The 20,229-nt window shown below is 69.5% G+C and carries 15 protein-coding genes; 4 read left to right on the plus strand and 11 right to left on the minus strand.

Annotation, left to right across the window (positions count from 1 at the left end):
* Positions 1-313: 313 nt before the first annotated feature.
* Positions 314-4,057 (minus strand): ABC transporter ATP-binding protein, encoded by a 3,744-nt coding sequence (locus tag ACIF80_RS35850; RefSeq protein ID WP_399812775.1) that lies wholly within the window; start codon positions 4,055-4,057, stop codon positions 314-316.
* Positions 4,058-4,294: 237 nt separating this feature from the next.
* Between ACIF80_RS35850 and ACIF80_RS35855 the strand changes: the two genes are divergently transcribed.
* Positions 4,295-5,140: an endonuclease I family protein gene (locus ACIF80_RS35855; RefSeq protein ID WP_399812777.1), complete on the plus strand. Its 846-nt coding sequence runs from the start codon at positions 4,295-4,297 to the stop codon at positions 5,138-5,140.
* A 48-nt stretch (positions 5,141-5,188) separates the two neighbouring features.
* On the opposite strand, the gene ACIF80_RS35860 is transcribed toward ACIF80_RS35855, so the two are convergent.
* The 4 genes from ACIF80_RS35860 to ACIF80_RS35875 all read right to left on the minus strand — a co-directional run bounded on the left by ACIF80_RS35860 (position 5,189) and on the right by ACIF80_RS35875 (position 10,441).
* Positions 5,189-5,968 carry a M48 family metallopeptidase gene (locus ACIF80_RS35860; protein WP_399812779.1) on the minus strand — a complete coding sequence of 260 codons (780 nt, stop codon included), beginning with the start codon at positions 5,966-5,968 and terminating at the stop codon, positions 5,189-5,191.
* A 4-nt stretch (positions 5,969-5,972) separates the two neighbouring features.
* Positions 5,973-9,551: a type I restriction endonuclease subunit R gene (locus ACIF80_RS35865; RefSeq protein ID WP_399812780.1), complete on the minus strand. Its 3,579-nt coding sequence runs from the start codon at positions 9,549-9,551 to the stop codon at positions 5,973-5,975.
* Between the two features lie 162 nt (positions 9,552-9,713).
* Complete coding sequence (locus ACIF80_RS35870) at positions 9,714-10,082, minus strand: hypothetical protein (RefSeq protein ID WP_399812783.1); 369 nt, start codon at positions 10,080-10,082, stop codon at positions 9,714-9,716.
* Positions 10,079-10,441 carry a hypothetical protein gene (locus tag ACIF80_RS35875; RefSeq protein ID WP_399812784.1) on the minus strand — a complete coding sequence of 121 codons (363 nt, stop codon included), beginning with the start codon at positions 10,439-10,441 and terminating at the stop codon, positions 10,079-10,081. Before ACIF80_RS35875 ends, ACIF80_RS35870 begins: the two co-directional genes overlap by 4 nt.
* A gap of 194 nt (positions 10,442-10,635) precedes the next feature.
* On the opposite strand from ACIF80_RS35875, the gene ACIF80_RS35880 reads away from it, so the two are divergent.
* Both ACIF80_RS35880 and ACIF80_RS35885 read left to right on the plus strand, forming a co-directional pair.
* The gene (locus ACIF80_RS35880) at positions 10,636-11,430 is read left to right on the plus strand and encodes a helix-turn-helix domain-containing protein (RefSeq protein ID WP_399812785.1); all 795 of its coding nucleotides are present in this window, start codon (positions 10,636-10,638) and stop codon (positions 11,428-11,430) included.
* On the plus strand, positions 11,423-11,644 hold the full coding sequence (locus ACIF80_RS35885) for a DUF397 domain-containing protein (RefSeq protein ID WP_399812788.1): 222 nt from the start codon (positions 11,423-11,425) through the stop codon (positions 11,642-11,644). The genes ACIF80_RS35880 and ACIF80_RS35885 overlap by 8 nt, the downstream gene beginning before the upstream one ends.
* A gap of 59 nt (positions 11,645-11,703) precedes the next feature.
* On the opposite strand, the gene ACIF80_RS35890 is transcribed toward ACIF80_RS35885, so the two are convergent.
* The 6 genes from ACIF80_RS35890 to ACIF80_RS35915 all read right to left on the minus strand — a co-directional run bounded on the left by ACIF80_RS35890 (position 11,704) and on the right by ACIF80_RS35915 (position 19,073).
* Positions 11,704-12,933 carry a restriction endonuclease subunit S gene (locus ACIF80_RS35890; protein WP_399812791.1) on the minus strand — a complete coding sequence of 410 codons (1,230 nt, stop codon included), beginning with the start codon at positions 12,931-12,933 and terminating at the stop codon, positions 11,704-11,706.
* Complete coding sequence (locus ACIF80_RS35895; RefSeq protein ID WP_399812793.1) at positions 12,923-15,544, minus strand: N-6 DNA methylase; 2,622 nt, start codon at positions 15,542-15,544, stop codon at positions 12,923-12,925. Before ACIF80_RS35895 ends, ACIF80_RS35890 begins: the two co-directional genes overlap by 11 nt.
* A gap of 99 nt (positions 15,545-15,643) precedes the next feature.
* The gene (locus ACIF80_RS35900; protein WP_399812796.1) at positions 15,644-16,324 is read right to left on the minus strand and encodes an RloB family protein; all 681 of its coding nucleotides are present in this window, start codon (positions 16,322-16,324) and stop codon (positions 15,644-15,646) included.
* The gene (locus ACIF80_RS35905; RefSeq protein ID WP_399812799.1) at positions 16,324-17,601 is read right to left on the minus strand and encodes an ATP/GTP-binding protein; all 1,278 of its coding nucleotides are present in this window, start codon (positions 17,599-17,601) and stop codon (positions 16,324-16,326) included. The genes ACIF80_RS35900 and ACIF80_RS35905 overlap by 1 nt, the downstream gene beginning before the upstream one ends.
* Before the next feature lie 566 nt (positions 17,602-18,167).
* A complete protein-coding gene (locus ACIF80_RS35910; protein ID WP_399812802.1) occupies positions 18,168-18,578 on the minus strand; it encodes a VOC family protein in 411 nt (136 codons plus the stop codon).
* Between the two features lie 102 nt (positions 18,579-18,680).
* On the minus strand, positions 18,681-19,073 hold the full coding sequence (locus ACIF80_RS35915; protein WP_399812804.1) for a helix-turn-helix domain-containing protein: 393 nt from the start codon (positions 19,071-19,073) through the stop codon (positions 18,681-18,683).
* Between the two features lie 199 nt (positions 19,074-19,272).
* Between ACIF80_RS35915 and ACIF80_RS35920 the strand changes: the two genes are divergently transcribed.
* On the plus strand, positions 19,273-20,139 hold the full coding sequence (locus ACIF80_RS35920) for a GyrI-like domain-containing protein (protein ID WP_399812807.1): 867 nt from the start codon (positions 19,273-19,275) through the stop codon (positions 20,137-20,139).
* Positions 20,140-20,229 lie beyond the last annotated feature (90 nt).

Consider the following 20,229-nt stretch of genomic DNA (forward strand, 5'->3'; position numbering starts at 1 on the left):
CACTGCCGTTCCTCCCCGTGCCGGATCGCACCGCATCGAAGCCCGCGCCGAAGCCCGCACCGCACCTGCCGCGACCGACGGCGTACAGGTGTACGGACGCATGACGTACGCCGGATGGTTGCCCACCCGTCTCCCCGCCCTCCCGCACGCCCCTGCGCCCATGCCCCGGCCCGGCGGACACGCACGCCTTGCGCCCATACCCCGGCCCGGCGGACACGCACGCCTTGCGCCCATACCCCGGCCCGGCGGACACGCACGCCCTTGCACCCGCGTCCCGGCCCGGCGGTCACGCGCCGGCGTCACACCCCGGGATTCACCGCCCCGCGCCGACCGGCTCCTCCGGTTCGGCCTCTCCGACGAAGGTCCGCCACAGCGCGGCGTACCGTCCGTCGCGGGCCAGCAGTTCGTCGTGCGTGCCGTCCTCGTCGACCCGGCCGCGGTCCATGACGACGACCCGGTCGGCGCGGGCGGCGGTGGTCAGCCGGTGCGCGACCACCAGCGTGGTGCGCCGTCCCGCCAGCCGGTCCGTCGCCTGGTTGACCTGGGCCTCGGTGGCCAGGTCGAGCGCGGCCGTGGCCTCGTCGAGCAGCAGGATGTCGGGGTCGACGAGTTCGGCGCGGGCCAGCGCGATCAGCTGGCGCTGTCCGGCGGAGAGGTTCCGGCCGCGCTCGGCGACCTCGTGCAGGTAGCCGCCCTCCAGCGTGGCGATCATCTCGTGCGCGCCGACCGCGCGGGCCGCCGCCTCGACCTCGGCGTCGGAGGCGTCCGGGCGGCCGTAGGCGATGGCGTCGCGGATCGTGCCCGGGAAGAGGTAGGCCTCCTGCGGGACCACGCCGAGCCGGTGCCGGTAGGCGGTGATGTCGAGGTCCCTGAGGTCGGTGCCGTCGACGGTGACCCTGCCCCCGGTCGGGTCGTAGAACCGGGCCACCAGCTTGACCAGGGTGGACTTGCCGGCGCCGGTCTCGCCGACGAAGGCGACGGTCTGCCCGGCGGGGATGCGCAGGTCGATGCCGCTGAGCGCCTCCTCCTCGTCCCCGTAGGCGAAGTCCACGTCCTCGAAGACGACCTGGCCGCGCAGGGAGGGCACGCCGAGGGGTTTCGCGGCGTCCTGGGTGGACGCCGGTTCCCGCAGCAGTTCCTGGATGCGGCCCAGGGAGACGGACGCCTGCTGGTAGCCGTCGAAGACCTGGGAGAGCTGCTGCACCGGGGCGAAGAACAGGTCGATGTAGAGCAGGTACGCGACCAGCGCACCCGTCGTCAGCGTCCCGTTGTCGACCCTGATCCCGCCCACGACGAGGACCGCCGCCGCGGCCGACGACGCCAGGAACTGCACGAACGGGAAGTACACCGAGATCAGCCACTGGCCCCGGATGCGGGCGGCCCGGTAGCTGTCGCTGCGCTCGGCGAACCGCCGGTTGCCCAGCCGCTCGCGCCCGAAGGCCTGCACGATCCGCAGCCCGGACACCGACTCCTGGAGGTCGGCGTTGACCGCCGAGACCCGTTCCCGGGCCAGTTCGTACGCCTTCACGCTGGCCCGGCGGAAGAAGTACGTGGCGATGATCAGCGGGGGCAGCGTGGTGAAGACGATCAGGGCGAGCTGGACGTCGATCACCAGCAGGGCGACCATGATGCCGAAGAAGGTGACCACCGAGACGAACGCGGTGACCAGGCCCGTCTGCAGGAACGTCGACAGCGCGTCCACGTCGGTGGTCATCCGGGTCATGATCCGGCCGGTCAGCTCGCGCTCGTAGTAGTCGAGGCCGAGCCGCTGGAGCTGGGCGAAGATCTTCAGCCGCAGTGAGTACAGCACGCGTTCGCCGGTGCGTCCGGTCATCCGGATCTCGCCGGTCTGCGCCGTCCACTGGACGACCACCGCGAGCAGGCCGAGCAGCGCCGACGCCCAGACGGCGCCGAGGGCGGCCTGGGTGACACCGGCGTCGATGCCGTGCCGGATCAGTACCGGCAGCAGCAGGCCCGCGCCGGCGTCCACGGCGACGAGCCCGAGGCTCAGGAGGAGGGGCCGGCCGAAGCCGCGCAGGAGGCGGCGCAGTCCGTAGGACTCCTCCGGCTGCACGGCCCGGCGCTCGTCGACGTCGGGGATGTCGTCGGCCGGGGGCAGCGCCGCGACCTGGGCGAGCAGTTCGGGGGTGGCCGGGCTGCCGGCCAGGGCGGTGTCCTTGGGCTCGCGGTCGCCGGTCCACAGGCGGGGGGTGACCCCGCGTTCGGCGTCGAACTCGGCGTCCAGCTCCGCGCGGACCGTGGTGTCGGCGGTGTCGTCCCGCTGGGGGGCGGCGGCCGGGTGGTGGCCCGGGGAGACGCCGCCCAGCTCGTCGGGGTCGGTGAGCAGCCGGCGGTAGAGGGCGGAGCGCCGCTGGAGCTCGTCGTGGGTGCCGATGTCGGCGAGCCGGCCGCCGTCGAGGACGGCGATGCGGTCGGCGAGGCCCAGGGTGGAGCGGCGGTGCGCGATCAGCAGCGTCGTGCGGCCGCGCATGACCCCGGCCAGCGCCTCGTGGATCTCGTGCTCGACGCGGGCGTCCACGGCGGAGGTCGCGTCGTCGAGCACCAGCAGGCGCGGGTCGGTGAGGATGGCGCGGGCGAGCGCGATGCGCTGGCGCTGGCCGCCGGAGAGGGTCAGGCCGTGCTCGCCGACCGTGGTGTCGTAGCCGTCGGGCAGCTCCGTGATGAACCGGTCGGCCTGGGCCGCGCGGGCGGCGGCCACGACCTGTTCCTCGGTCGCCTCCGGGCGGCCGTACGCGATGTTGGCGCGCACGGTGTCGGAGAAGAGGAAGGAGTCCTCCGGGACCAGCCCGATCGCGGCCCGCAGCGACTCGGTGGTCAGCTCGCGCACGTCGTGCCCGCCGACGAGGACGGCGCCGCCGGTGACGTCGTAGAAGCGCGGCAGGAGCAGCGAGACGGTGGACTTGCCGGAGCCGGAGGCGCCGACGACGGCGAGGGTCTCACCGGCCCCGATCTCGAAGGACAGGCCGTTCAGGACGGGGCGGCTCTTCCCGGAGGCGGTGTCGTAGCCGAAGGAGACGTCGTCGAACTCGACGGTCGCGGGGGCGTCGGCGGGGAGTTCCTTGGTGCCGTCGGCGAGGGACGGCTCGGTGTCGATCAGTTCCAGGACGCGTTCGGTGCCGGCCCGCGCCTGCTGCCCGACGGTCAGCACGACGGCGAGCATCCTGACCGGGCCGACGAGCTGGGCGAGGTAGGTGGAGAAGGCGACGAAGGTGCCCAGCGTGATGTTGCCGCGCACGGCGAGCCAGCCGCCGAGCGCGAGCATCGCCACCTGGCCGAGGGCGGGGACGGCCTGGAGGGCCGGGGTGTACCGGGAGTTCAGCCGGATGGTCCGCAGCCGCCCGGCGAACAGCCGCCGGCCGACCTCGCGGAGCTTGCCCGTCTCCTGCTCCTCCTGCCCGAACCCCTTCACCACGCGCACCCCGCTGACGGCGCCGTCGACCACTCCGGCGACGGCGGCCGCCTGGGCCTGCGCGTACCAGGTGGACGGGTGCAGCCGGGTGCGGCTGCGCTTGGCGATCCACCACAGGGCGGGGGCGACGGCGAGGGCGACGCCCGTGAGCGGCAGCGACAGCGACGCCATGATCACGAGGGAGATCACGAACAGCAGGATGTTGCCGAGGGTCATCGGCAGCATGAAGAGCAGGCCCTGGATCAGCTGGAGGTCGCTGGTGGCCCGCCCGACGACCTGCCCGGTGGACAGCTCGTCCTGGCGGCGGCCGTCCAGCCGGGTGATCGTCCGGTACATCTCGGTCCGCAGGTCGTGCTGGACGTGCAGGGCGAGCCGTCCGCCGTAGTAGCGGCGGACGAAGGTGAGGGCGTAGACGACGGCCGCGGCACCGATCAGGGCGCCCGCCCAGGGGGCCATGGCACGGGTGTGGTCGCCGATCACGTCGTCGATGATCACCTTGGTGACCAGCGGGACCAGCGCCATCACGGCCATGCCGCCGAGGGACGAGCCCAGGGCCAGCACGACGTCCCCCGGATGACGCCACGCGTACGCGCCCAGTCGTCGTGCCCATCCCTGCTGCGGTGTCACGCGGGTGCCCTCCGGTCGTTCCGATCATCCGATCGTCCTGATCTACCGGAAGGCACCAACACGCACCGAAGCGGATTTCATCCCTCCGTAACGTTTGGGCAGGTCGGTGTCACCCCGGAGGGACCTCCCTCCGCAAGGACGTCACGCAATCGACACCACATGTACATTCCTACAACTTCATGCGCATGTCACGATGCGAGAACCCTCATTCAACTCGCGTAGACGGGACACCCCCAGATGCTCGCGATACGCATGCGCACCCGGCGCCGGAAGGCGGTGGCGTTCGCCACGGCCGCCGCTCTCACCGCCCTCGCCGGTCCCGCCCTGACCGCGTCCCCCGCCACGGCCACACCCGCGCCGCCGGAAACGTCGGCGGCAGCGGCGGCGAACTCGGCCTACGACTCGACGTACTACAAGAACGCGATCGGCAAGACGGGGACCAGCCTCAAGTCCTCCCTGCACACGATCATCAGCAGCCAGACGAAGCTGTCCTACTCGGCGGTCTGGGACGCGCTGAAGGCCACCGACCAGGACCCGAACAACAGCAACAACGTGATCCTGCTGTACTCGGGGGTCTCCCGCGCCAAGTCCCTCAACGGCGGGAACACGGGCAACTGGAACCGCGAGCACGTGTGGGCCAAGTCCCACGGCGACTTCGGCACCTCCACCGGCCCCGGCACCGACATCCACCACCTGCGCCCGACGGACGTCCAGGTCAACAGCGTCCGCGGCAACAAGGACTTCGACAACGGCGGCAGCGCCGTGGCGAACGGCGGCGGCAGCCTCACCGACTCCGACTCCTTCGAGCCCCGCAACGCCGTCAAGGGCGACGTGGCCCGCATGATCCTCTACATGGCGGTCCGCTACGAGGGCGGCGACGGCTGGGCCGACCTGGAGCCCAACAACAACGTCAACAACGGCAGCGCCCCCTACATGGGAAGGCTCGCCGTCCTGAAAGCGTGGAACGAGCAGGACCCGCCGGACGCCTTCGAGCAGCGTCGCAACCAGGTCATCTACGACTCCTACCAGCGCAACCGCAACCCGTTCATCGACCACCCGGAGTGGGTCGAGTCGATCTGGTAGCCCTCGCCGTGGCTGAACTCCCTTGATCAAGAGGGAGTTCAGCCCGGCTCACCGAACATCGCCCATCCAGAGCCGCCGTCCCAGCTCGTCGAGGTCCGCCCGCCGCTCCTCGTACTCGGGCAGTGCGATCCGCAGCAGCCGCCAGAAGTCCTCCCCGTGCCCGGGCACCTTCACGTGGGCCAGTTCGTGGGCGATGACATAGTCGATCAGATGCATGGGCAGCTGGAAGAGCGGCCACCCGAGACTCATCAGCCCCTTGGTGCCCGCCCCGGCCTGCGGCGGCCGGTACGAACCCCATCGGTCCCCCAGGTCCCGCACGTCGAGTTCCGGCTCGCTCACCCCCATGCGAGCCGCCCAGGGCTGAAGCCGCTGTCCCGTCCAGTTACGGCCGGCCCGGCAGTACCAGTCGACCAGCGCCGCCCGACCCGCCCGGGGCTCCGCTGCCAGATCCGGGCCCATGACGAGACGCCCCGCGATCAGCCGGACTCCTCCGGCCGCCCTCTCCTCACCGGACACGGCCAGCCGGTACGTCCTCCCCAGATAACGGAAGACCTCTCCGTCGACGAACTGTTTGACGGGGCTGAGCGGGCGCGTGCGCTCCCGCTCCCGCCGTTTGGTCACCAGCCAGTCCCGGTGTGCGCGGACGAACTGCTCCGCCTCGGCCGTCGAGCGCCCGGCCGGCGTGTGCAGGGTGAGGGTCGCGTCGGTCTCGACGGTCAGCGCGAACCGTTTCCTTCGGGCGCTGGCACGCACCCGCAGAGACAGCCCGTCCACGGTGAGGTGGGCTTCGAGGGCGGAGTACGTCGAAGGATCGGCCGGCGCGGTCACGCGCCTATTCTCCCCTCGCCCTGTTCCGGAACTGCCGGAGGTTGTCCTGCGCGAAGGACGCCAGGCGCTCGGCCGCGTTCTCCAACGACGCCCAGTCCCCCTTCACGGGCCGGACATGGCCACTGAGCAGGACGTCCTGGAGGTCTCCGGCCAGCGCGCTGATGTCCTGGTGCTGTCCCTGGTACGACGCCCTGGCCATGGTCCGGGTGGCCATGTCGCACACCTTGCCCGTGAGCCGCCTGATGTCGCCGCCGTCGGCGAGGCTGATCCCGGGTGTGTCCTCCAGGATCTGCTCGACGAGCCGGTACGCCCGCTGTTCGAGCGGCGTGAGACCGGCGAGTTCCGGGGACTCCTCCTGTTCCTGCCTGGCCTCCTCGATCAGCGGGCCGAACTCCTCGATCTGCTCCTCGAAGCGACCCGGCATCGTGCGCAGGATCTCTTCCAGGCGCTTGGAGAGCCGCTCGTACTTCGCGGGGTCCTCCCGCTTCGTCCGCTCCTCCAGGTGGAAGCGGAGCGCGTGGCCCATCTCCGCCGCCGCCTCCTGCGGCGGCAGCCGCCGCACGGCGTCGTCGAAGGTGAGGGCGGTGAGCGAGACCGGCGGGATGACCTGGTCGATCTCCGGCCCTTCGAGGTGGTCGGCGATCATCGCCCGGACCTTGCGTCCGTACCGGCGCAGGGTGAACGTGCCGCCCTCGTCGTCCCGGCGCAGCCGCCGCACCCGCTTCTGGAGCAGGCTCCAGCGCCGGGCGTCCGCCACGTAGTCCAGGGCGTCCTCGTGCGGAAGGACGCGTTCGAGGGTGGCGAGGAACTTGTGCAGCACCTCGTCGAAGTCGAACCACAGGTCGTCGGGCTCCAGGGCGAGGGCCGCGGACCCCAGTTTGGCGAGCTGGTCGAGCTGCGCGTCGTCGATGCCGTTGCGCCACAGGAAGTCGCGGACCCCCTGTGCGGCGGGGCCGAGTTTGTCCACCTCGTAGGACAGATCTCGCATGGTGTCGGTGACGTCGGCGTTCCGGTACCCGGCGAGTGCGCTGGAGAGGTGCTCGAAGACGCCGTAGTAGTCGACGACGTAACCGACCTCCTTGCCGGGCGAGGTGCGGTTGACACGCGCGACGGCTTGGAGCAGCTCGGCGTCCCGGATCGGCCGGTCCAGGTAGAGCACCTGTTCGCGCGGGGCGTCGAATCCCGTGAGCAGCATGGACTTCACGATCAGGAACGCGACGGGGCTGTCGGGGTGCACGGGGTCGGGCACCGAGGTGGGGAGCGGCGGCGGCCCGCTGTTCGCGGCCTCGGACCACGGGGCGTCCATACCACCGGCGGAATCGGTGGGAGGGGGCAGGGCCTGCGGTGGATTGAAGGGGGTCACCGCAACCCACTCGGGATCGGGCGCCAGCTCGGGGAACGCCTTCTGGAAGCGCTCGGTGTACGCCTCCTGGCGGCCGGCGTCGGTCCACTCCCTCCATTCTCCCCGCTTGTGGCCGGAACCCGGGGAGATGACGGGAACGAAGTCGATCCGCCGCAACAGCGCCCGGAACTGGTGGGCCTGATGGAGATAGCGCTGTCTGACGGACAGCTTCTCCAGCGGGGTCCCCGTCACCGACTCCGGGTCGAACTCGGCCAACTGGTCCAGCAGTTCGTCACGGGCCTTGCGCAGGGCGTGGTGGTACCGCACGGCCGCCTTCCGGCTGACGGCCGCGACCTGTGCCTTGAAGCCGCCGGGAAGCACGGTGGTCACCCAGTGCTCCAGCATGTCCTCGGCCTTCGCCTCGATCATGGGAACGGACTCGGCGACGTCCCGCTCGGTGGGCCACCGCTTGAGCAGCGCGGCCCGCTCCTCGGGGGTGCGGTCGCGGACGAGGTCGTCGAAACCCTTGTCGAGGACCTCCCCGTCACGGACCTCGCCCTCCCCGGTCCGTCCCTCGTAGCGGATACGGACGACGACGCCGTCGTACTCGGCGTCCTCCATCCGGTACTCGTCGAGGAAGCCCCGCGGCGAGTCCCCCCGCCCGAAGATCCGGCGCGTGTCCTCCTCGCGCCCGGTGATGATCGGCGTACCCGTGAACCCGATCTTGGCGGCGTTCGGGATCGCCTTGCGCAGGGCGGCGTGCAGGACGCTGGTGTGGGAGCGGTGTGCCTCGTCGACGAGGACAAGGATGTCCGGCGAGGTGTTGCACTCGGGGAAGTCCGGTACGGGGCCAGGGCTTTCCTCCTCGCTCCGGCCCGTTCCCCCTCCCGTCAGATTCCGGTCGTCCGCGCTGCCTTCCGCGTCCCCGGCGAAGGTGAAGCCGGTCCCGTACTTCTGGATCATGCCGAAGACGACGCGCCGCCCGCCGTCGCGCAGCAGCCCTTCCATCTGCGTCCGGGTCTGCGCCGTCGCGACGTCGGACTCGCTGAGTTTCAGCGTCCGTGAGAGCTGGGTCTGCAACTGGGTGCGGTCGGTGACCACGACCACCATGAACTCACTGAGCCGATGGTGCAGATGCACCCGCCGCACCAGGAACGTCATGGTCAGCGACTTGCCGGAGCCCTGCGTGTGCCAGATGACACCGCCACGCTCGTCCTCGGTGTCCCGCCCTGCACGGGCCCGCCCGGTCAGCAGTCTGCGTACGGCCTTCTCGGCGGCCCGGTACTGCTGGTGCCGGGCGACGGCCTTCACGGTCCGCACGGCCCCGCCGTCCGCGTCCGACTCGACGGCCATCGGGATCACGTAGTGCCGTACGACGTTGAGCAGGGCGGCCGGCCGCAGGACCACACCGACGAGTTTCTGCTGCTCGCCGAGCGGCGCGGGCGCGGCCGGGTCGGCGCCGTCGCCGTCCGCGAGCAGCCCGGCGGTACGCAACTCCCGCCGCAGCGTGCCCTCTTCCTCCGGTTCGACGCTGCGCCACGGGTGGAAGTGCTCAGGCTCGGAGGTGACGGTGCCCAGGTGGGCGGTCTCGCCGGTCGCGGCGACGAGGAGCTGCACGGTCCGGAACAGTTCCGGCACACCGGCGGGGACCGGGGTACCGGTGGCGTCGAGGTCCAGTACGGGGTTCCCCGCGTAGTGCCGGAGATCGAGCACAGCGCTGCGGACAGGCTCGGCGAGATCGGGGCTCTTGCACTCGACGGCGACGAGCGGGATGCCGTTCACGAAGAGGACGAGGTCGAGTATCGACAGCTCCCCGGAGCGGCTGCGCACGCGGAGCTGGTCGACGACGGTGAAGGTGTTGCGCGTGACGAGGTCCGGATGCCACTCGACGTACTGGACGGTGGCGGACGGACCACCGTGCGCGGCGGAGGGCGAGGGCAGCGTCCAGCCGTGCAGCAGCATGTCGGTGGCGGCGAGGTTCGCCTGCACGACGCCCTTGCCGAGGGAGAGGGAGGCGAGCTCACCGACCGCCCGCCGGATGTCGTCCTCGCCCATCCAGGGCCGGCTGTCACCGCCCCGGAGGTTGATCCGCCGCAGTGCGGGTCCGAGCTGGTCGACGAGCAGCGGCACGGCCGCGTCGAGCGTGTCCAGCTCCGGGCCCGGGATGCGCGTCCACCCCATGGCCTCCAACTGGGCCACCAGCGGCCGCTCCACCTCGTCCCGCTCGACGTGCACCACCACAGCCCCGCGCCTCCGTACGTCCCGCTGTTCCCCGGAGATCCATTCTGGGCCCGGGAAGCGGGGCGAGGGGAAGGGATACGGGGAGAGGGCATGACCGATCGTGCGAACGTACGGGGGTTTCAAGCCAGTACATCCGCACGGTCGGCTACGGAGGCGGGCGGGTCAGATGCCGGGGACCTCTTCCGGTACGGAGTCGGGGTTTTCCTCGTCGCCGTGGGGCGCAGGGAGACGCTCTCCCCTGCTGCGGGCGATGCGGTGCACGTCGTGGAGCGCCTCGGCCAAGCAAGCGGCAAGGTAGTGGATTTGGGGCGCGGTGGCCTTGGTGTCGCCCAGGAGGTCGACGGCGTGGCCGAGAAGGTCGTCGGCCATGCCGAGCTGGACGGCTTCGAGGTCGTCGGCGAGGCGGGCGAGACGGCCGGTGCCGGTGTCGTCGGTGATGAGGTAGCAGGGGTTGCCGTCGAGGTTGGACCAGGGGAGGAGACGGGGCCGGCCGGCCGTGGGGGCGGCGGCGTCGTGGCTTTCGTAGATCATGCGGCGGCCACCTCGGCACCCCGGACTCGGCGCGCGCCGACATCTACGCCGTGGATGTGCCGTGGCCCTACGTCGATGCCGTGCACGGCGAGCCAGAGGGTTCGGCGCCGGGCGCGCTGCTGTCTGGCCTGCACGCGTCGTTCGTGGGCGAGGAGATAAGGGCGGACGAGCCGGGAGTCCTCGCCGTGGAGGAGAGCTTCGTGCGGGGAGGGGCGGCGGCCGGGGGTGACGGGGGCGGCCGGCGCGGGGGTGGGCGCCGCTTCCCCGGCGCGGTGCCGGTTCCGGTGCCGGTGGCGCCCGGAGGCGGGCCACAGGAGCCGCAGCAGCGGCTCGACGAGGAGGGCGATACGGTGCAACACGTCTTCAACTCCGGTGAGGTTGAGGGCCATGCCCCCGGGCCGTCGCTAGCGGTCGCGGGGGTCTTCCGTGCCCGAGGGCAGGTCGACGTGCATGGACATCGCTGTGTAGCGATCCGCTCACAGAGTGAGACGGGCCGGACTAGGCTCGCCAGAGGGTCGGATGTGACAACGCATCTGTCACACGGGAGCTGACGATGAGCAACATCTATGGGGAGTGGTTGAAGGCGCAGCGCGAAGCGGCCGGGCTGACGCAGCAGGAGCTGGCGACGGCCGCCGTCATGACGCGTTCGCACATCTCGCACATCGAGGCGGGCCGGCGCACCCCGTCCAAGGAGGACGCGAGACGCCTCGACAGGGCGCTGAACACGGGCGATGTGCTCAGCAGCTTCCTACCGGACGACGACACCGCTGTCGCGGGGTACTTCGAGGCGGCCCTTCAGCTCGAACAGCAGGCAACGATGATCCGGGAGTTCGCCCTGTCGTTCATCCCCGGCATCCTCCAGACGGAAAGGTACGCACGTGCGGTTCTGAGCACGTCGTTCCCTCCGGTGGGTGAAGTGGAATGTGACAGGCTCGTTGTCACACGCCTTGAGCGGGCAAAGATCCTTGAGGACCCGGTGACACCCGTAGTGTGGGCGCTGCTTGACGAGGCTGTGCTGCGGCGGGTGGCGGGCGGGCCGGAGGTCATGGCGGAACAACTCCGCCACATCGTGAAGCTGGTGGAATCAGGACGCGTACGCGTCCACGTGTTGCCCTTCGGACTAGGGGTTCACGCCCTCATGCAGAGCATGCTCACCCTGCTCAAGTTCGAGGATCAGCCGCCGGTGGCGTACTCCGAAGGTATCCAGGTGGGCAAGATTCACGACTCCCCCGCCATGGTCGACCGCCTTGAAGGCACCTACGATCTCGCGCTAGGCGACGCAATGCCGCTCAAGGAGTCACTGACCCTGATGAGGGCGACAGCAAAGGACTACGAACATCGTGAATGAACCCACCATCCCCAACGCCTCCTCCCTGCACGGCTGGCGCAAGTCGACGTACAGCGGCAACGAAGGTGGCAGCTGCATCGAGGTCCTGGACGGCTACCCGACCAGCATCCCGGTCCGCGACTCGAAGGTCCCTCAGGGGCCTGCTCTAGTCTTCCCGTCGACCGGCTGGACATCGTTCGTCACAGCGATCAAGGACGGCCACCTGTCCGCCTGACCGCTCACCGCCACGATCCATCCGGCCCGCATCCTTTGGGCGGGCCGGACACCGTTCTCTCAGGCCGCCACGCCAGAAGCTGTGACTCGCCCCGACAGCAGATCGTCCACAAGCCCTTGCTTAAGCTCACGGAGCTTGTTCAGCTCTTCTTCCTCACGCCCGATCTGCTCGTCACAGGCCTCCAGTGTGGCTACGATGCGACGCTGTTCAGCCAGATCAACCGGGAGATCAATCTCCAACTCCCTCAACCGGGATGGATTGACATTCACCTGCTGCACCGCAACCGTCGAAATCGACCGCACTCGCTGACGAACGAGAGGGTGCATCAGCCATTCGATAAGGTACTCCGGCGTCACGCGATCCAGGTCCGGGACGAGGCGCACCAAATACGACGCGAAGGTCGCACTCGGCAGCTCGTCACGCCACATCGCCGCCTTTCCAATGTGCTCCATACTGTTGGTCCTGTTGAACAGGACATCTCCGCGCCGGAGAAACAACTTCGAAGGAACCGGAACTGGGCAATAACGAAGCTCATCCGCATCGATCCTGGCACTCTGAATATTGTTCATACGCAGCACTGGTACGCCGCAGGCATCCCTGCCAAGGGCTTCAGAAATCCCATATTCGGCCGATGGAACAACGTCCTTCAACGGCACGCGAGCCCAGCCTGCCGTTGGCTGAGCACTTGCTACAGACTCCATGGACGCGAGTAGAGATCCCTGGCGCAAGTTGTGGAACTTGGCGATCGACGCCTCGACGCCACGCTCCAACTCCGTGACACTATTGAGTACGTCAACGATCCGCCGCTGTTCGTTAAGCGGAACATCGGGGATAGGGAGTTGACGCAACACCTTTCCCGAAATCTTCACCATGCTCTCCGAAGTACCCTGCGCCATAGTCATGAGGCGCCGCCGCGTTCGTGGTGAACGAAGCACCAGCTCCAGAAATTCAACCAAATAACGCGCAGAGAGCCGAACACGCATCATCAGATCAGGATAGATGCAAGGGGTTCCAACATCCCGGTAAATCCCCGCCATCCCGACCAAAGTTCGCGTGTTCGCACGGCTTATAAGCAGGTCGCCATCCTGCAGAATCGCAGGATGCATCGCCGAGACTGATTCGGGGGCGTTCTTCAACTGGCCAGGACTGAAACCATCGGTCGAGAGGCATCCAAGACCCAGCATTTGGACTCCCGTCCAAGCCTGACTCTCCGACGGAGAGAAGCCGTTTCGAATGGGCTCAGCCAGCACCTCGGAGAGCTTCAGCTCCGGCCAAGCTTTACCTGACATAACCCAACTCCCTAAGGAACCCGTCCACCTCACCGGCCGCCCGCTCCCGCCCCGCCCGAATCTCCCTCAACGAAACGGCATACTTCTGCTCCCACGTCTCATAAGACGCCGCCAACTCCCGCTGCCACCACACCACATGGCCGTCCAGCTTCGCCGCCAAGTCGTCCCGTAGCAGGTCGAGCACCACCCGGCGCTCCCCCTCCGCGTCCAACTCTTCCCGTGCCCGGAACAACCGCGGCGGCTCCTCCCCCAGGGTCGGCGGGTCGCTCGGGTACGGATACCGGTGGAAGTCCGCCTCAAAACGTTTGATGTCCGCGCCCGCCTTCGTGCGCGCCTTCTTCACCCGCGCCAGCTCAGCCGTGAGCTCGGCCCACTCCTCGACACTCAGGGCGACGTCCTCCGAGTCGACCTCACCGTCGGCCGGGTCGCTGTCGGCCTCTGGCTCCTCCCCGCCCCCCGACAGCCGCGCGCTCAGCTCCTTGAACCGTGCGTCCGCCGCCGCCTTGCGCGCATCCGCCTCCGCCAACTCCTCCAGGAACCGCGGAGCGATCGCGGCGACCACCTTGTGGTCGTACGCCTGACGTCGCTCCGCCGCAGTCCTCGCACGCAGCTTCTTCGTCCGTGCGTCCTGTTCGGGCGAGAGCAGCGTGTCGACGTTCTCGACCCACCCGTCGACGACACCCCCGAACCCGTTCTCCGACAACGCGAGCAGGTCGTACTTGGCGTCGTACCACCAGCCCGCGACCGCACCCGCCAACGCGTACCGGTCCAGCAGCCGGACCCGTCCCAGCCGTTCCCCGAACGACGTCATCAGCTGCCCCCGCACCGCCATCAACGCGGCCTTGCGCTCGGAGGACGTGGACGAGGCGAGAGCTTCAGGCGTGGCCGCCACCGACTCCAGCCGCAGTGTGGCCTCCTCCTCCCACCACTTGCCGAACTCCGCCCGCAGCGCCTCCTCCCGGGGCCGGGCCAGTTCGCCCAGCTCGGGACGGCCACCCGCCGCCTCGTCCCGGAAGTCGACGTACGCCGGGTCCGCCGGCTCCCGCTCCACGAACAGATCGGTCACCCCGATCCCGTACGAGTCGAGCAGCGGCTTCTTCGCCTCGATCTCGGCGCGCGGCACCCCGCCTGCCAGGTGCGCCCGCACGTCCTGCGGCTCGGGCGGCGGCGTGTTGTCGACGTACCGGCGGATGTTGAGGTTGTCGTCGTTGGCGGCGAGTTCCTCGCGGGTCACGATCCGCGAGAAGCCGGGTACCTCCTCGTACGCGTGGAACGTCGAGACGATCTTCTCGGCGTGCTCGGGGAGCAGGGTGTTCTGCGCCCGCTCCGCGTGGAACTCGCGGTCGGCGTTGATGAACAGCACCTTGCCCTCCCGCGCCCGGTCCTTCCGGCCCGGTGGGCGGAGCACCAGGACGCAGGCGGGGATGCCGGTCCCGTAGAAGAGGTTCGGCGCGAGACCGATAACCGCCTCGACTGCGTCCTTCTCCAGCAGCTCCGTACGGATGGCCTGTTCACCGCCCCCACGGAACAGCACCCCGTGCGGCATGACCGTGATCACCATGCCGCCGCGGGGGCCCTCCCGCTTGGCCTCCCACAGCATGTGCTGGAGGAACATCAGGTCGGCCTTGCCGCGCTCGCTCGTCGCCCCGTACTTGGCACGCTCCGCCGGGTGCGCCAGGCCCGCGAGGGCGTAGTCCAGGGAGAACGGGGGGTTGCTGAGCACCCCGTCGAAGCGGTCCTCGTCCGAGCGCGGAACGTGCGCCGGCTGCGAGAGCGTGTCCCCGGTGGCGAGGTCGAAGCGGCGCACCCCGTGCAGGACCATGTTCATCGTCGACATGATCCAGGAGCCGGAGTTGGCGTCCTGTCCGGCGAAGAACATCGACGACGTGTCGCCGCCGTGCTCCTCCACGTACTCCGCCGCGTGGATGAGCATGCCGCCCGAGCCGACGCACGGGTCGTAGATCCTCATGTTCTCGGTGGGGGCGAGGAGTTCGACCATCATCCGGACCACGGCGCGCGGGGTGTAGAACTCGCCGCCCTTGCGTCCGGCCGTGTCCGCGAACTCCTTGATCAGGTACTCGTAGGCGGCACCGATCAGGTCGGGGAACTCGAAGTCCTCCGTGCGCAGCCGGATCCGTCCGAAGTGCGCGATGAGGAGTTTCAGGCGCTGGTCGGCGAGCTTGGCCGCGCCGGACGCGGCGCCCGACCCGCCGATGCGGTTGAAGTCCAGGTGGTCGAAGAGGCCCTTGAGCTTGCTGTTCTGCCCCTCGAGCGCTTGCAGCGCGGGCCGCAGGGTCATCTCGTTGATGTTGTGGGTGGCGGCGGAGACCTCGGCCCAACGGGCCTCCTCCGGGACGTACAGCACATCGCGCTTGCGGTAGGGGCCCGGCTGCTCAAGGTAGCCGGGGAGGTCCTCGTCGCCGAGCTTCAGCTCCTCGACCGCGTACTGCCTGAGCCTGTCCCTGGCCGCCTCGAACTCGTCGTTGGCCCGCTTCAGGAAGAGCAGTCCGAAGATGTAGTCCTTGTACTCGGAGGCGTCCATCGTGCCGCGCAGAATGTCCGCGGCGGCCCACAGATGCCGTTCCAGCTGGGCGAGCGTGAGCTTGGCCACGTACGAGACTCCCTACGACCGACCTGAGATGACGGAGAGACCCTATGACCCCGCTCGGGTCCCACCGAAATCGGCGCATGCGATCATGGCCGAGAGAGATCAGTAGCTGTCGATGTGCAGCGCCTTCTCCACGAACGCGTGCACGTCCGTGTAAGGGTCCCTGTCCCACTTGCCCACATGCGCCGCGTGCTGGTTGTTCATCCGCTCGGCGTTCTTCCGGGCCGTCTTGTAGCGGCCCAGGATCTGGTGCGGCAGGACGACCTTGGGAGTCCTGGCGTCCTGGGAGCCCCGCTGGAACGGGAGCCGGTCGGCCGCCCCGTCGCACACCCCGGCGAACGAGCCGCTGACCGGCTTGTAGTGCGCGAGGCGCCACACCTCGAAGCACGGATGGGAGAAGGCGACGCCGATGCCCGCCCTCTCCGCCCGATCCAGCGCGTCACGGACGTACGTGTAGTTGTCGTGGTCGAAGAGGCACCAGACCTGGGGCAGGTACTTCGCCTCCAGCTTGGCCCGCTTCGCCTTGCGGTCCTCTTCGCGCTTCAGCCTGATCGCCTGCTCGACGAGGTCGAGCGGCTTGCGCCCGCTGTCCGCTCTGCGGTTGGCGATGTGCATCTCCACCGGGACCTCGTCGGCGAGGGGGACGCCCTGGTCCTTGAGGATGTCGAGGTACGAGGGCTCGGTCACCTTGCCCTCGGTGAAAACGAAGACCTGACGCTTGCGCTGCCCGCCCCGTCGGGCCGGACGCTCCCACGAGTCCCTGCCCTTCTGCCCCCGCCTCATCAGTCGCGCCCCGCCTCGTCCGCTCGCTCGCCTGTCCCGTCGTACGTGCCGGCCTCACGCGCCACCAGCAGCCGCCGCGCGATCTGCCCCTCCAGGAGAGCCGGAACCCCGCCGAAGGCCCCCGCGAGATAGGACTGCGTGAGGTCCTCGTCCTCGCCCGGCTCCGCATCGGTGAGCGGATAAAGCCCGGTCGCCCCGTCCTTGTCCTTCTCCGTCAGCCACACCTGCGCCGGGTCGAGAAGCCGCTCGCCGCTCGGGGTGGTGAGCACCGTCGCGTCGTGCGACGTGAAGACCAGCTGGGCACCCTTGGGGTTCGCGTACGGGTCGTGGAAGAGCCGGACGACCTCGGCCGCGAAACGGGAGTGCAGGCTGGCGTCGAGTTCGTCGACGAGCAGGACCGCGCCCTCGTCGAGGGCAAGGAGGAGAGGGCCGAGGAGGGCGAACCAGGAGCGGGTGCCGTAGGACTCCTCCTGCCAGTCGAAGGACACGTCCCCGGCAGCCGAGTGGTGCGTCAGCTTCACCGTGTCCCGGCCCGGACCGTCCTTGACGACCGTCGCTCCGGTGATGCCGAGGTCGGCGACCCTCAACAGCTCCTGGATCCTGGTGGCCCTGGGACCGGACAGTTCCTTCGTGGTGTACCGCGCGCGCTCGTCCCGCTCGACCTCCGGACTGATCATCCAGAAGTTGCGGCGGAACCAGTGGAACAGCGGGGAGAGCTGCGGGTGGTTGTCCGTGCCGGCCGTGGAGAGCAGCAGTGCGTTCGGCCGCGTACGCCGTACGAGCTGGGCTCGGTCCCTGACCCGTCCGCCGGGCCACTTGAAGACGTCCGGCCGGGAGGCGTCGCGGTCGAGCCATTCCTGGCGGTGGCCCTTCGGATAGCTGTGCAGCCATTCGGACTCGACACGGGTGGCTCCGAGTTCGAAGCCGTACGTCCAGCGGACCCCGTCGATGATGACGTCGACCTCGAAGAAGGAGGGTTCGCTCTCGCTCTTGGGGTCCAGGGAGAAGACCTGACGCGGTATGCCGTCGTAAGAGGCCCAGTGAGCATAGGAGTTGAGGACCGCGTTGCGCATGTCGGTCATCGCGGTCAGCACGTTGGACTTGCCGGAGGCGTTGGCCCCGAAAATGCCGATCAGCGGGAGCACGGAGAGGGATCCGCCGCCCGCGAGGTCCACCGGGTTCGCCGATGCGTCCTGTCCGTCACCGGGCGCGACGAAGGACAGCTCCTGCTCGTCACGCAGGGACCGCACGTTCGCGACGCGGAATCTCAGTAGCAAGCCGTCCTCCTCTCCGCGCTCAGGGTAGTCGTCGCCTCCGGTAACGGCCTGACGGGGAAGCCCGTGACCTCAGGGAACATATCGTTCACCGGAGCGCCTCCGCAGCCGATCGAGTGATCAACATTCTGTAGGCATCGGAAGGACGACCACCCGGAGTGGGTCGAGGCGATCTGGTAGCCCGGCGACCCCCGTGGTGCCCGGCCGTGCAGTTCCGCCACCCGCGAGGCGACGAGCGCGGGCGGCCTCAGCCATGCCTCCGGGAGGCCGGGCCAGTTCACCGGATAACCGTCGTGTTCGTGAACCTCCCTCAGCACCCGTGCGCAGTCACCGAGGTCGTGGTCGGTCCGCTGCCGGGTGCTCGGGGGCCGGGTGGTCGGGGGCCGGGGGCCGGGGGGCCGGCAGCCGGAGGGCCGGGGGGCCGAGGGCTTGTCCGTGCCGTGCCGGACGCGCTCTCGCTCTTCACCGTTGCAGGGAAACACGGTCCGCACGCCCGCGCCCAGCGGTTTCCCCGGCGGGCGGCTTCCCCACCGGGCTCCGGCCGGGGCCCGCCCGGCGTCCGTTCCCCCTCAGGCCTTCGGCTGGGTGAAGCGGATGCGGTTGCCGAAGGGGTCGCGCAGGCCGCAGTCGATTCCGTACGGCCGCTCGGTGGGTTCCTCGGTGAACTCCACGCCCTTCTCCAGCAGCCTCTCGTAGGTCTTGCGGCAGTCGTCCGTGGTGAGGATGAACCAACCGCCCATGGCCCCCTTGGTCACCAGCTCCCGTACCTGCTCCGCCGTCTCCTCCGACATCGCCGGAGCGCCCGGCTTCTCCAGCAGGATCTGCCGCTCGGGGTGACCGGGGACACTGACGGTCAGCCAGCGCATGAAGCCCATGTCGATGTCCGCGGTGACCTCCAGACCGAGCTTGCCGACGTAGAAGTCGAGGGCCTCGTCCTGGTCGAGGACGTACATCTGTGAGTGCGTGATGGCGTTGAACATGACGCTCACGCTAACGAGTCGCCGGAATGAAAACTTATCCGAAACTGCTCGATCGCCGAGCGCCTGCCGACTGCCGACTGCCGACTGCCGACTGCCGGACGGTCAGGTGCTCGGCCGGGCCCACGCCATCGTGAAGCACGTCGGCACGCCCACGGCCACCGACTCCTTGCGGTACGTGCGCGGTGACCGGCCGACGATGTCGCGGAACGTGCGGCTGAAGGTGCCCGGGCTGTTGAAGCCGACCTCGAAGCCGATGGCCGTCACACTGCGGTCGGTCTCCCGCAGCAGGAACATCGCCCGTTCCACCCGGCGGCGCTGGAGGTAGCGGTGCGGTGTCTCACCGAACGTGGCCCGGAAGGTCCGCGTGAAGTGCGCCGGTGACACGTGCGCGATGCGAGCCAGGGCGGGGACGTCCATCGGCTGCGCGTAGTCGCGGTCCATCGCGTCCCGCGCCCGGAGCATGCGGCGGTTGGTCTCTTCGGCGGCGCGGCTCACGCCGCCATCCCATCACGGTCCGCTCACCCCGCGCCACGCGCGGACCGATCACCGCCGGCACAGCACCGACGCGCGTCGACGCTCCGGCAGGGGACATCGCCCGGCCTCCTGTCGTACCCGACCGGACCGGGCACAGGATGTCGGGTCCGGCAGGCTGGTTCCTTCCTAACGTGAGTGAGCGAAAGGGAAGGAGGCCGGGGTGCTGGAGCGGCTGAACCAGGCCATGGAACACATCGAGCGCCGCCTCGATCAGCGGATCGAGGCGGCCGACCTGGCGCGGATCGTGGCGACTTCGGAGTACCACTTCCGGCGGCTGTTCTCCGCGCTGGCGGGAATTCCGCTGTCGGAGTACATCCGGCGCAGGCGGCTCACGGTCGCCGGTGCCGAGGTGCTGGCCGGGGACCGGACACTGCTGGAGATCGCGGTGCGGTACGGCTACACGTCCGGGGAGGCGTTCGCGCGTGCGTTCCGGGTCATGCACGGCGTCGGTCCCGGCGAGGCCAGGCGGTCCGGTGCGAGTCTGCAGTCCCAGCCACGGCTGTCCTTCCGCCTCACCGTCGAAGGGAGCAGCAGTATGCGATACAGGATCGTGGAGAAGGACGAGTTCCGTGTGGTCGGCAGGAAGGCGCGCGTCCCCCTCGTGCACGAGGGGATGAACCCCGCCATCGCCGACTTCATCCGGGGCATCGGGCAGGAGACGCTGCAGCGCATGCGGGGTCTGTCCGATCAGGAGCCGCAGGGGATCGTAGGGGTGAGTGAGAACCTCGACCCGAGCCGGGCGGAAGGAACCGAGCTCGACTACTACCACGGGGTGGTGACCCGGGCCGCCGTGCCCGAGGACATGGACGCGCTCACCGTGCCGGCCGGGACGTGGGCCGTCTTCGAGAGCTCCGGGCCGTTCCCGCAGGCGCTGCAGTACCTCTGGCGGGACGTGTTCACGCAGTGGTTCCCGTCCAATCCGTACCTGAGCCGGCCCGGACCCGAGATCCTTCGGACCCGGCTGTCGCAGGATGCCACGCAGGCGGACGCGGAGCTGTGGATCCCCGTGGAGCGGGCGGCGGTCTGAACAACGGCGTGCGGCGGCGGCCGGGGCGGTGATCGTGGGGCCGGGGACGAGGTACGGGGCGAGGTCTCCGGCGGTCGCGGTTCCTCGGCG

The sequence above is a fragment of the Streptomyces sp. NPDC085927 genome (assembly GCF_044540975.1).
GTDB classification, from domain to species: Bacteria; Actinomycetota; Actinomycetes; order Streptomycetales; family Streptomycetaceae; genus Streptomyces; species Streptomyces hirsutus.